13 protein-coding genes are annotated in these 11,878 nt (G+C 63.0%); all 13 read left to right on the top strand.

Going from position 1 to position 11,878, the window contains the following annotated elements; genetic code table 11:
- Window position 1 precedes the first annotated feature (1 nt).
- The 13 genes from ybeY (at window position 2) to AB7I51_RS08725 (ending at window position 11,558) form a co-directional block, all read left to right on the top strand.
- On the top strand, window positions 2–502 hold the full coding sequence (gene ybeY / locus AB7I51_RS08785; protein WP_428405137.1) for an rRNA maturation RNase YbeY: 501 nt from the start codon (window positions 2–4) through the stop codon (window positions 500–502).
- Window positions 503–506: 4 nt separating this feature from the next.
- Window positions 507–1,442, top strand: coding sequence for a hemolysin family protein (locus tag AB7I51_RS08780; protein WP_428405136.1), 936 nt, complete (start codon window positions 507–509; stop codon window positions 1,440–1,442).
- A 75-nt stretch (window positions 1,443–1,517) separates the two neighbouring features.
- Window positions 1,518–2,168: a Fe2+-dependent dioxygenase gene (locus AB7I51_RS08775; RefSeq protein ID WP_428405135.1), complete on the top strand. Its 651-nt coding sequence runs from the start codon at window positions 1,518–1,520 to the stop codon at window positions 2,166–2,168.
- Window positions 2,169–2,261: 93 nt separating this feature from the next.
- On the top strand, window positions 2,262–3,983 hold the full coding sequence (gene lnt, locus AB7I51_RS08770) for an apolipoprotein N-acyltransferase (RefSeq protein ID WP_428405134.1): 1,722 nt from the start codon (window positions 2,262–2,264) through the stop codon (window positions 3,981–3,983).
- A gap of 119 nt (window positions 3,984–4,102) precedes the next feature.
- Complete coding sequence (locus AB7I51_RS08765) at window positions 4,103–4,522, top strand: helix-turn-helix domain-containing protein (RefSeq protein WP_428405133.1); 420 nt, start codon at window positions 4,103–4,105, stop codon at window positions 4,520–4,522.
- 124 nt (window positions 4,523–4,646) lie between these two features.
- Window positions 4,647–5,837: a methionine adenosyltransferase gene (metK, locus tag AB7I51_RS08760; protein ID WP_428405132.1), complete on the top strand. Its 1,191-nt coding sequence runs from the start codon at window positions 4,647–4,649 to the stop codon at window positions 5,835–5,837.
- 68 nt (window positions 5,838–5,905) lie between these two features.
- Complete coding sequence (gene trmB / locus AB7I51_RS08755) at window positions 5,906–6,589, top strand: tRNA (guanosine(46)-N7)-methyltransferase TrmB (RefSeq protein ID WP_428405131.1); 684 nt, start codon at window positions 5,906–5,908, stop codon at window positions 6,587–6,589.
- Between the two features lie 62 nt (window positions 6,590–6,651).
- Window positions 6,652–7,545 carry a tetratricopeptide repeat protein gene (locus AB7I51_RS08750; protein WP_428405130.1) on the top strand — a complete coding sequence of 298 codons (894 nt, stop codon included), beginning with the start codon at window positions 6,652–6,654 and terminating at the stop codon, window positions 7,543–7,545.
- A 15-nt stretch (window positions 7,546–7,560) separates the two neighbouring features.
- A complete protein-coding gene (locus AB7I51_RS08745) occupies window positions 7,561–8,229 on the top strand; it encodes an LON peptidase substrate-binding domain-containing protein (protein ID WP_428405129.1) in 669 nt (222 codons plus the stop codon).
- Between the two features lie 15 nt (window positions 8,230–8,244).
- Window positions 8,245–8,469: a Trm112 family protein gene (locus tag AB7I51_RS08740; RefSeq protein WP_428405128.1), complete on the top strand. Its 225-nt coding sequence runs from the start codon at window positions 8,245–8,247 to the stop codon at window positions 8,467–8,469.
- 14 nt (window positions 8,470–8,483) lie between these two features.
- On the top strand, window positions 8,484–9,353 hold the full coding sequence (locus AB7I51_RS08735; RefSeq protein WP_428405127.1) for an acyl-CoA thioesterase: 870 nt from the start codon (window positions 8,484–8,486) through the stop codon (window positions 9,351–9,353).
- A 358-nt stretch (window positions 9,354–9,711) separates the two neighbouring features.
- Entirely contained in the window at window positions 9,712–10,050 is a 339-nt protein-coding gene (locus AB7I51_RS08730) for a P-II family nitrogen regulator (protein WP_409980956.1), read from the top strand.
- A 32-nt stretch (window positions 10,051–10,082) separates the two neighbouring features.
- Window positions 10,083–11,558, top strand: a complete 1,476-nt coding sequence (locus tag AB7I51_RS08725) for an ammonium transporter (RefSeq protein WP_428405126.1) — start codon at window positions 10,083–10,085, stop codon at window positions 11,556–11,558.
- The last annotated feature ends 320 nt before the right edge of the window (window positions 11,559–11,878 follow it).

Genomic DNA, 11,878 nt, shown 5'->3' with positions numbered 1-11,878 from the left:
CGTGGACATCGACGTTAACGTCGCTGCGCCCGCTTGGCGGGGGGTCGCCGATCTGGAGGATTTGGCGAAAGAATGCGTTCGTCAGAGTCTCGCAGCAAGCGGCGCCGCTCTTGCATCGGACTGTGAAGTCAGCGTCACATTTTGCGACGACAAAGCGATCCGCGCGCTGAACGTCGAGTGGCGCGGCAAGGACCAGCCGACGAATGTCCTGTCTTTTCCGACGCCTGGGGCGATCGAGCGCAAGCCTCTCCTTGGCGACGTGATCATCGCCTATGAAACCGTCTCCCGGGAGGCGAAGGAGCAGGGCAAGGCTTTGCGCGCCCATGCGGCCCATATGGTCTCGCATGGATTTCTGCATCTGATCGGATATGATCACGAAACCGCCGCCGAGGCCGAGCGGATGGAGGCGCTGGAGCGCAAGATCGCGACGGCGCTTGGATTTCCCGATCCCTATGCAGACGATGCAGAGGGGCCGGCCGGCGGGCGGAGCGAATTGAACTAAGCGCATGTCGACGCGATACGATAACGCCGACGACCCTCTTCCATTACGACGCGCCGGCGACGCGCCGCGCCCGAGCCTCTTTGACAGGCTGCGCGGCTTTCTTGGTCTTGCGCCCTTCTCGGTGCGAGAGGACATTGAGGACAGGCTGGAAGAGTCGCAGGGCGACGTGACTCCGCATGAGCGCGCGCTCTTGAAAAACGTGCTCGGCCTGCACGACATGCGCGTCGACGACGCGATGATCCCCCGCGCCGACATCATCGCGATTTCGCTCGATGCGCGGTTGCGCGACGCGCTGGAGCTGTTTCGTACCGCCGGTCATTCGCGGCTGCCGGCCTATGCCGATACGCTCGACGACCCGCGAGGGATGATCCACATCCGCGACTTCGTCATGCACATCGCGCGTTGCGCGGATCGGCGCGAGGGCGCCGAGACGACCGAACCGAAAAAGATCGACTTCGACACGCCCTTGTCGCAGGCGAATTTGTTGAAGCCGGTGCTCTTCGTGCCACGTTCGATGCCGGCGCTCGATCTATTGATCCGCATGCAGGCGACGCGCACCCATCTCGCACTGGTCATCGACGAATATGGCGGCACCGACGGCCTCGTCACCATCGAGGACATCATGGAGATGATCGTCGGCGACATCGAGGACGAACATGACGTCGTCGACGAATCGGGTTTCGTCGAATTGGAGAACGGCGACTTCATCATCGACGGGCGCGCCGATCTCGACGAAGTGACGGCGCGGCTCGGAGTCGACTTCAGATTAGAAGACACGCCGGCCGAAGTGACCACGCTCGGCGGTCTCGTCGCCTGGCTCGCCGGCCGCGTGCCGATGCGCGGCGAAATCATCGCGACGCCTGTCGAGGCGTATGAATTCGAGATCGTCGACGCCGACCCGCGGCGCGTGGGCAAGCTGCGCGTGCGCCGGCGCGTCTGACCCCGCCATTGCAATAAGAGTGTCACATTCGACCGGCAGGCGTCTCCCATGCTGTTGCGCTCGAAAGGAATGCCCTTGCAGCTGATTGAGGACTTTTACGACGAGGCCGCTTGCCTCGAGTTGCGCAAAAGAATTCTCGCCACGCCTTTTGTGGGCGGCGCCGCGACGGCGACCGGAATGGCGGCGAGCGCCAAGAACAATTTGCAAATGGATCACACTAAGGGGCCCGCGATTCTTAACGAAATCGCGCAGCGGTTGATGAGCGACGAGCGCGTCGACTTTTACGCCATTCCCAAGCGCATCGCCGCCATGCAGGTGAACCGCTATGACGAGGGCATGTATTACGGCAATCATTCCGACGCGCCGATCATGAACGGCTTCCGCTGCGATCTGTCCTTTACGCTGTTTCTAGAAGACCAGGCGAATTACGATGGCGGAGAACTGGTGCTCGAACAAGAGAATGGCCTGTTGAAATTAAAGCCGAAGATCGGCAGCGTCTTTATCTATTCGACCGGTCTCATTCACCGCGTGGAAAAAATCACCCGCGGCAGCCGCCTGGCCTGCGTCGGCTGGATCGAAAGCCGCGTCCGCGATGAAATGAAGCGCAAAATTCTACGCGATCTGAATTTCGCGCATCGAAGCTATTTGCAGCGGCATGGGCGCGACGACATCGGCGATCTGCTTGTTAAGAATTCCGGCGACCTGATGCGCATGTGGTGCGAGTGAGCCGTAGGCGTTCGCGGCGAACGGCGAAGGGCTAGCGCCGCCTTGAAACTCTTTAGAATCGCTCAGCCGATTCGGAAGGGACAACGTCCAGAGATGGCGCAGATTGCCGAGATCGCCGCCGCGGACGCGCCGGCGCCAACGCTGCCGCAACGTATCATTCTCGCCCGCGGCTGGACGCGGCGGGCGATCGCCTTCTTTGCTGGCGCGACGGGCGCGCTGGCGCTGGCGCCTTTCGACGTCATACCGGCCATGTTCGTCCCGCTGACCGTCGCCGTATGGCTGATCGACGGCGCGGCGGATGACAACGTATTAAAGCGCCTGGCGCTCGCGCCGATTGTGTCTGCCGCCGGCGCCGGCTGGTGGCTCGGCTTCGGCTATTTCGTTGCAGGCCTCTGGTGGATGGGAGCCGCGATGCTCGTGGAGGCCGACCAATTCGCCTGGGCCCTGCCCCTCGCCGTCTTCGGACTCCCCGCCGTCCTCGCGCTCTTTCCGGCCGCCGGCTTCGCTGCGGCGCGTCTCCTGTGGTCGCGCAGCGGCTTGCGCGTCTTCGCGCTCGCGGCGGGGCTCGGCGCGGCCGAGTGGCTGCGCGGTCATCTGTTCACGGGCTTTCCCTGGAACAATTTCGGCATGGCGCTCGCCGGCGCCGGACCGCTGGCGCAAACCGCCTCGCTCGTCGGCCTCCACGGGCTCGACATCATCGCCATCGTGATTTTCGCCGTTCCCGCGACGCTCATCGATCGATCGCCAGACGGCGCGCGCCGCATGCATGGAACGCTGCTGACGGCAACGGCCCTCGCCATGCTGATGCTTGCCTATGGCGCCTTCCGGCTCGGCGCCAACCGGACCGAATTTGTCGACGGCGTGACGCTGCGGCTGATGCAGCCCAATCTTCCTCAGGACGCGAAGTTCCGTCCCGAAAACGGCGAGAAAATCCTGCGTCGCTATCTTGCGCTTTCGGAACGCGCGACCAACCAACAGCCCGCTGGACTCGCCGGAGTCACCCATCTCATCTGGCCTGAATCGGCGTTTCCCTACATCATCTCGCACAAGCCGCAGGCGCTGGCGGCGATTGCACATGCCCTTAAGGGGCGCGTTCTTCTCACGGGCGCCGCCCGGGCGGAAGGCGACGGCGACGGACGGCGCGGTAGAATTTTCAATTCGATCGAAGCGCTGCGCGGCGACGCGATCGTCGCCTATTATGACAAGATCCATCTTGTCCCTTTCGGAGAATATCTGCCGCTCGAGGAATGGCTGCGGCCGCTTGGAATCAACCAGCTCGTTCCTGGAATATGGGACCGCGGCGCGGGGCCGCGTCTTCTCGCCGCGCCCGGCCTGCCGCCGATAGCCCCGCTCATCTGCTACGAGGCGATTTTTTCCGGCGACGCGATCGAGAGCGGCGCCGAACGGCCGCGGCTTTTTCTCAACGTCACTAATGACGGATGGTTTGGACTGACGACCGGCCCATACCAGCATATGGCACAGGCGCGCCTGCGCGCCATCGAGGAAGGCCTGCCGATGATCCGGGTCGCCAATACCGGCGTTTCAGCGATCATCGACGCCTATGGACGCATCCTTCAGTCGCTTCCGCTCGGCCAGGAGGGCGTCATCGACGGACGTCTGCCCAAAGAAACCGCGCCAACGGTCTTTGCGACTTTTGGCGCCTCGGCCTTCCCGGCGCTGCTTGCGCTCTCGACGGCGCTGGCCCTGATCGGAGTCGCTGGTCGAATTCCGTCGTCGCCCGCCGAGACGGGCCTGTATCCGTCTAGGGTCGATCGCCCGTCCCGACCGAACCGGCGCGGTCGACCGCCCGATTAAAAAAATATCGATCCGCGACCGCTCTCAACTCTAATATTTATTGAAATTCATTGAGATGCTGCAATCTGGCTTGCGCGTTCGACAAGGAGTCGGCTACAAGCGAGCGGGAGGCGATAAATTTGAAGAAGGCGCCAGATCCGATCGATCGCCACGTCGGCAGCCGCGTACGCATGCAGCGTATTCTCATGAAAATGAGTCAGGAGAAGCTTGGCGAGGCGCTCGGAATCACTTTTCAGCAGGTGCAGAAATACGAAAAAGGCGCCAATCGTATTGGCGCTAGTCGCCTGCAGCAGATTTCGAAGACTTTGAAAGTCCCGCCGTCCTTTTTCTTCGAGGGCGCGCCGGCAGGCGGGGCGTCCGCGCAGTCGGACGGTTTTGCCGAAGAATCTTCGTCGCAATATGTCGTAGAATTTCTGTCGACGGCGGAAGGCCTGCATCTCAATCGCGCTTTCGCCCGCATCCGCGATCCCAAAGTGCGCAAGCGTGTGCTTGATCTTGTCACGACGCTCGCAGAACAGTCAGAACACGCGGAGGAGTAGAATGTCGTTCTCCAAAACGAACGATCGGGGCTTTTCAGCTTGACGCACCGAACGGGCGCTGGCAGATGAACCCGCCTGCTTGAGCAATTTTCGACTCTTCCTCGAAGCTATCGGAGATGTGGAAGTGACCCGGAAGAATTATCTTTTCACGAGCGAGTCGGTTTCCGAGGGCCACCCCGACAAGGTGTGCGACCGCATTTCCGATGAAATCGTTGACGAATTTTTCCGCGAAGGCCCCAAGGCGGGCATCGACCCCTACGCCATTCGCGTCGCCGCTGAAACTTTGGCGACGACGAACCGGGTGGTCATCGCCGGAGAAGTGCGCGGACCGCATGTCTCCTTCGACCGCATCATCGAAATCGCGCGCAACGCCATCCGCGACATCGGCTATGAGCAGCGGGGGTTCCACTGGAACACTGCCAATGTCGAAGTGCTCCTGCACGAACAGTCCGTCGACATCGCGCAGGGCGTCGACGCCGCCGGCAACAAGGACGAGGGCGCCGGCGACCAGGGCATTATGTTCGGCTATGCGGTGCGCGAAACGCCCGAACTGATGCCGGCTCCGCTCTATTATTCGCATAAGATTTTGGAGGGGCTCGCGAAGGCGCGCCACAACGGTAAGGAAAAGGGCCTGGGACCCGACGCCAAGAGCCAGGTGACGGTTCGCTACGCCGACGGCAAGCCGGTGGAGGCGACGCAGATCGTCCTGTCGCATCAGCATGTCGACGAGAGCCTGTCGCCCGCCGACATTCGCAACCTCGCGGAACCCTATATCCGCGCTGCGCTACCTGACGGCTGGATCACCAACACGACCGTCTGGCACGTCAATCCGACTGGTAAATTCTTCATCGGCGGTCCCGACGGCGACGCCGGCCTCACGGGACGCAAGATCATTGTCGACACCTATGGCGGCGCCGCGCCGCACGGCGGCGGGGCCTTCTCCGGCAAGGATCCGACCAAGGTCGATCGCTCGGCGGCTTACGCCGCCCGCTATCTCGCCAAAAATATCGTCGCGGCCGGTCTCGCCGATCGCTGCACGCTGCAGCTGTCCTATGCGATCGGCGTCGCCGAGCCGCTGTCGATCTATGTCGATCTTCATGGCACCGGCAATGTTTGCGAAGAGAAGGTGGAAGAACTGCTGCCTCAGCTGGTGCGCCTCTCGCCGCGCGGCATTCGCGAGCATCTTCAGCTCAACCGACCGATCTACGCCCGCACTTCCGCCTATGGCCATTTTGGCCGAACGCCCGACGCGGACGGAGGTTTCTCCTGGGAAAAGACTGATCTCGTCGACCAGTTGAAATCGCATTTCGCGTAAATTCGGCTGACCGAGACGGTCCAGAGCCGCGCTGCGAGACGTCAAATGGGCGCGGCCAATCGGCGCTTATGAGCGAAACATCTCAGCAGCGACGGCCTTACGCGCGCCTCTACGGCCGCTCCAAAGGCAAGGCGCTTCGAAAGCATCAGGCGGAGCTGATCGATGAGCTTCTGCCGCGCCTGTCGCTGGACCTTTCGCGGCCCGCGCCGTCAGTCACGCGCGAGACGCATCTCGAAATCGGCTTCGGCGGCGGCGAACATCTGATTGCGGCGGCGACAGAGAGCCCTGACGTCGACTTCATCGGTTGCGAGCCGTTCGTCAATGGCGTGGCGAAGCTCCTCGCCCGCATCGAGGAACACGGCCTGACGAATATCCGGCTGCATCAGGGCGACGCCGCCGACGCGCTCGACTGGCTGCCGGACGACAGCGTGTCGCGCATCTATCTCTTTTACCCCGATCCCTGGCCGAAACGGCGCCATCGCAAGAGACGATTCATTGCGCGCGACAATCTCGACCGTCTGGCGCGCGTGATGCATACGGGCGCGGAGCTGCGTTTTGCGACTGATATCGACGATTATGCCGCCTGGACCCTGGCTCGGTTGCGCGCCCACCCTGCCTTCTCCTGGCGCGCCCGGCGCACCGAAGACTGGCTGGAGCCCTGGCCGGGGTGGACGCGCACCAAATATGAAGCCAAAGCCATGGCCGAAGGCCGAAATCCGGTCTATCTGACCTTCGTCCGGACGCAGCGCTAGGCAGCCGCGAAGGACAAAGCTCCGAAATCAGACGGCGATAATGGCGACGAGGGGAAAAGCGCATGGTTGAGACGGCGAGAATGACTGGCGCGCCAACGACGCCGGTGGAAACGACGACGGAACGGTTCCGCGCCGACGTTCTCGACGCATCGATGCGGCAAATCGTGCTCGTGGATTTCTGGGCGCCGTGGTGTGGACCCTGTCGCCAGCTCGCGCCGGTCATCGAGCGGCTGGTCGCCGCGGCTGGCGGCAAGATCGCCCTCGTCAAAATGAACATCGACGCCGATCCACTGATCGCCGATCAATTGGGCGTCAAGTCGATCCCGGCGGTCGTCGCCTTTCAGCGCGGGCGGCCTGTCGACGGCTTCGTCGGCGCGCTGCCGGATAGTCAGGTCAAGGGCTTTCTGGAGCGGCTCGTCGGCCCGATCGAGGCTGAGAGCGACGCTCTGGAAGCGGCGCAGGCGATGATCGCGGACGGCGATCTCGCGGGCGCGGAGTCGCTTCTTGGCGAACTTGCCGGCGGCGAGCCGCCCAACGCCAAGGCCGCCGCGGCGCTGCTCCGCCTCTACATCGACACGGCGCGGTTCGATGACGCGCGCGCGGTGCTCGACGGGCTTCCCGCATCGGCGCGCCGCGACAGCGATATCGCAGCGGCTGCGGCGGCGCTTCAGAACGCCGAGCAAGCTCAAGACCTCGGCGAAATAGACGATCTGAGAACGCGCATCGCTTTCAATCCTAACGACCTCCAGGCCCATTTCGATCTTGCGCTCGCGCTCAACGCCAAGGACCTGCGCGAGGAAGCGGCGGATGCGCTGCTTGAAATCATCCGGCGCGACCGTAGTTGGAATGACGATGGCGCAAGAAAGCAGCTCATCCAGTTTTTCGAGGCGTGGGATCCGATGGACAAGGCGGCCGTGACCGCGCGGCGGCGGCTGTCCGCGCTGCTCTATTCGTAGGAGGCGTTCGCCAAGATGAGCCTGAACCGTCCCTATGCGGATGTCGGCGAACTGCCGGAGATTCTGCCGCTTTTTCCGCTTTCGGGCGCGATATTGCTGCCGCGCGGCGAGTTGCCGCTCAATGTCTTCGAGCCGCGCTATCTCGCGATGGTCGACGACGCGATCGCCAGCGCCCGTCTAATCGGCATGATCCAGCCTTTGCCCGGCGACGAGACTGCCGTGGACGCGACGCAACTCTATGACATTGGCTGCGCCGGACGCCTCACGCGTCTCGCCGAGACCGGGGACGGCCGCTATCTCGTCACGCTCACGGGCGTGGCGCGATTTCGCGTCCTCGATGAGCTGAAAGTCCGGACGCCCTACCGGCAATGTCGGGTCAGCTATAACGAATTTTCCGAGGATCTGCTGATGGGCGCCGGCGCCGACGCGGTCGACCGCGACAGCATGGTGTCGATGTTGCGCAACTTCGCCGAATGTTCGAAACTTGAAGTCGACTGGGCGAGCATCGACGCGGCGCCGACGGAGACGCTCGTCAATGCGTTGGCGATGATGTGTCCATTCGGCGCAAACGACAAGCAGGCGCTCGTCGAAGCGATTGATTTGAAAACCCGCGCGGAAACGCTTGTCGCGCTCGCCAAACTCGATCTCGCGCAGCGAAACGCCGGCCGGCCGCAATGGCATTGAAGGAAATTGACCGCAATGACTGACGAACGCGATTCCAGCGCCGAGAAATTCGAATCCGCGGCGGAACCGACCCGGATCGATCCGCGCCTGCTCGAAATCCTCGTCTGCCCGCTCACTAAAACCACGCTCGAATATGACAGCGCGCGACAGGAGCTGATCTCGCGCTCGGCGCGGCTCGCCTATCCGATCCGGGACGGCATTCCGATCATGCTGCCGGAAGAGGCGCGCCAGATCGACTGAGCAAATCGTCCGCGATGGACGAGACCGCGCCGTCCGCGCTTCTGGCGCTTCTCGATCTGGAAGTGGTCGAACGAGACCTCTTCCGCGGTTACAGCCCGCTCCCTTCCGGACGCCAAGTCTATGGCGGACAGGCCGTCGCGCAAGCGCTCGTCGCGGCGACCCGCACCGTGCCGGCGGACCGACCGGTTCATTCGCTGCACGGCTATTTCGTCCTCGCCGGCGATCCAGCGACGCCGATCGACTTTTCGGTCGAACGCGTGCGGGACGGCAAGAGTTTCGCGACGCGACGCTGCAATGCGACCCAGCGCGGGCAGACGATCTTTTCGATGGAGGCGTCGTTTCAGCGCCGCGAACAGAGCCTCGCGCATGCTGAGTCGATGCCGGAAGCGCCAGACCCGGAAAGCCTCGACGACGTGCATGCGCTGGTCGAGCGCTTTCGCGCCTTTCTTCCGGAGCAGATCGAAAGTTGGCTCAAGCGACGAAGCGCGCTCGACATGCGCGTCGTCGCGCCCGACGACGTGTTTTTTCCTGAACGCCGCGCCGCCGGCCAGATGATCTGGTTTCGCGTGCGCGGCGTCCTGCCTGACGACCCCGCCGTTCATATTGCGCTGCTCGCCTATCTTTCCGACATGACTTTACTCAATACGGCGCTGCTCGTTCATGGTCTGACGATCTTCGACCCGAAAATTCAGGTCGCGAGCCTCGATCATGCACTATGGATTCACGAGACGCCGCGCGTCGACCAATGGCTGCTCTACGCCCAGCAAAGCCCATGGGCGGGCGGCGCGCGGGCGCTGACTCGCGGCCAGATATTTACCCGTGAGGGGCGGCTCGTCGCCTCGGTGAGCCAGGAAGGTCTGGTGCGCTTACGTGGCGCCTCGTGATCGTCAGCATCTGCCTGTAGTTAAGGCGCCAGCTGAAAACTTGTGCAAATTCTAGGCGCCATATAGTGCGCCCAGCGCCTTGAGCGCAACCCGCGCAAACAAGCGGTCACGGCCGCTGACAGCGAGGCTTTTGCGGAGGCCGGCAAAGGGCATAGCTAAACCTTGGCGCGCGTGTTGGCGCGGCAATGCGCGCCGTCGCGCCCGCCGATCGGCGACGCTAGGCGTCAGCGCGGCTGGCACGCCATTTGAAAGCTTCCCGTCGCCGACGCGGCGGCGTCCTCTCCGCGAGCCACGACCGAGACGCCGCCGTCAAACGAGCGACTCTCGCCAACGAGGTCGATAACAACAGGATTGGCAGATGAAAATCGTGACAGCGATCATCAAGCCGTTCAAGCTCGATGAGGTCCGCGACGCGCTGACCAACATCGGCGTGCACGGCCTTACCGTGACTGAAGTCAAGGGCTACGGACGCCAGAAGGGGCATACGGAAATTTATCGCGGCGCCGAATATGCGATCAGTTTCCTGCCGAAGCTCAAAATCGAAGTCGCCGTCGACGCGGCGATGATCGATCAAGTGATCCAGGCAATCTCCAACACCGCGCGCACCGGACAGATCGGCGACGGAAAGATTTTCGTCACGCCGCTCGAGCGCGCCATCCGCATCCGCACCGGCGAAACCGACGCCGACGCGCTTTGATCGCCTCCCCGCAACATCAGGAGCTCTGACACATGAAACTTCCTTCGCCTCGAAGCGCTTCGATCGCTTCGGTCATTGCGGGAACGGCGATGTCGGCCTTGCTGGCGTTTCCAGCCTTAGCCGCGAATGACCCGACGCCCAATCCCGGCGACACCGCCTGGATGCTCACATCCTCGGCCCTCGTGCTGATGATGTCGATTCCTGGCCTGGCGCTGTTCTACGGCGGTCTGGTGCGCGCCAAGAACATGCTGTCGATCCTGTCGCAGACCTTCGCGATCGTCGCGCTCGTCGGCGTCATCTGGACGATCTATGGCTATTCGCTCGCCTTCGGCGACGGCGGCTCGCTAAGCAGCTACATCGGCGGCTTCAACAAGCTGTTCATGAAAGGCGTCACCGCCTCCTCCAACGCGGCGACCTTCACGCCGGGACACGTCATTCCGGAATACGCCTATTTCGTCTTCCAGATGACCTTCGCGATGATCACCCCGGCGCTGATCATCGGCGCCTTCGCCGAGCGCATGAAATTCTCGGCCGTGCTGCTCTTCGTCGCCTTCTGGGTGACGGTCATCTACTTCCCGATCGCGCATTGGGTGTGGGGCGTGGCCGATCCGAACGCGCTGGTCGACGCCGCGACGCAACTCGCCGCGGCCGGCGACGAGGCGGCCAAGGCGGCGGCACAGGAGAAGATCGACGAGATCAACGCCGCCGTCGGCTGGCTCGCCGGCAAAGGCGCGCTGGACTTCGCTGGCGGCACGGTGGTGCATATCAACGCTGGCATTGCCGGGCTCGTGGGCGCAATCATGGTCGGCAAGCGCATCGGCTACGGCAAGGAGGCTTTGCCGCCGCATTCGCTCACCTTGTCGATGGTCGGCGCCTCGCTGCTGTGGGTTGGCTGGTTCGGCTTCAACGCCGGATCGAACCTGGAATCGAACGGCTTGACGGCGCTCGCTTTCGTCAACACCATGGTGGCGACGGCTGCGGCGGCGCTGTCCTGGATGATCGTCGAATGGCTGGTAAAAGGTAAACCTTCCATGCTCGGTCTCATCACAGGCGCGGTCGCCGGCCTCGTTGCGGTGACGCCGGCGTCAGGCTTCGCCAGCCCGGTGGGCGCCATCGTCCTCGGCCTCGCGGTTTCACCGATCTGCCTGTTCTTCGTCGACTTCGTGAAGAAGCTCGCCGGCTATGACGACGCGCTCGACGTGTTCGGCGTACACTGCATCGGCGGCATCACCGGCGCGCTGGCGACCGGCATTCTGGTCAATCCCGATCTCGGCGGCGTCGGCATCACCGACTACACCAATCTCGAAGACTTCGTTGGAACATACGACATGGTTGCGCAGATGAAGGCGCAGGCGACCGCCGTCGTCGCGACTCTTTTGTGGTCGGGCATCGGTTCGGCGATCCTCTTCAAGATTGTCGACGTGATCATCGGTCTGCGGCCCACGCCCGATCAGGAGCGCGAAGGCCTCGACATCACCGATCACGGCGAGCGCGCTTACAACTACTAAAGCTCAGTCTCCTGGCACGATGCGAAGCGGCGCCCACGGGCGCCGTTTCATTTTGTGGTCGCGTCTCTAGCGCTGATGGCCGGGCGTGCATCCTTCTCCCATCGGGAGAAGGTGGCCCCGCAAAGCGGGATCGGATGAGGGGTCGCAACTTTCCACGATCGTCACCCCCTCTCTCGGTCGCTCCGCGCTAACCCTCTCCCTTTGGGAGAGGGTTAGCGCGCGCCATGGACGTATTGCGCTCGTCATCAAGCGGCGGCAACATGCGCGCCCTTCGATTTATCGAGACGAGCGTAGACTATTGTTTCGAAATATGAGGCGCG

The organism is Methylocystis sp. (assembly GCF_050246715.1).
GTDB lineage: Bacteria > Pseudomonadota > Alphaproteobacteria > Rhizobiales > Beijerinckiaceae > Methylocystis.
The sequence above is the reverse complement of the archived record's forward strand: the minus strand, read 5'-3'. Positions and strand labels throughout refer to the sequence as shown.

Excerpts from the sequence above, each read along its gene's own strand:
- AB7I51_RS08730 (WP_409980956.1), top strand. The coding sequence starts at position 9,712 with ATGAAAATCGTGACAGCGATCATCAAGCCGTTCAAGCTCGATGAGGTC.
- AB7I51_RS08725 (WP_428405126.1), top strand. The coding sequence starts at position 10,083 with ATGAAACTTCCTTCGCCTCGAAGCGCTTCGATCGCTTCGGTCATTGCG.
- AB7I51_RS08750 (WP_428405130.1), top strand. The coding sequence starts at position 6,652 with ATGGTTGAGACGGCGAGAATGACTGGCGCGCCAACGACGCCGGTGGAA.
- AB7I51_RS08735 (WP_428405127.1), top strand. The coding sequence starts at position 8,484 with ATGGACGAGACCGCGCCGTCCGCGCTTCTGGCGCTTCTCGATCTGGAA.
- AB7I51_RS08780 (WP_428405136.1), top strand. The coding sequence starts at position 507 with ATGTCGACGCGATACGATAACGCCGACGACCCTCTTCCATTACGACGC.
- AB7I51_RS08740 (WP_428405128.1), top strand. The coding sequence starts at position 8,245 with ATGACTGACGAACGCGATTCCAGCGCCGAGAAATTCGAATCCGCGGCG.
- AB7I51_RS08745 (WP_428405129.1), top strand. The coding sequence starts at position 7,561 with ATGAGCCTGAACCGTCCCTATGCGGATGTCGGCGAACTGCCGGAGATT.
- lnt (WP_428405134.1), top strand. The coding sequence starts at position 2,262 with ATGGCGCAGATTGCCGAGATCGCCGCCGCGGACGCGCCGGCGCCAACG.
- trmB (WP_428405131.1), top strand. The coding sequence starts at position 5,906 with ATGAGCGAAACATCTCAGCAGCGACGGCCTTACGCGCGCCTCTACGGC.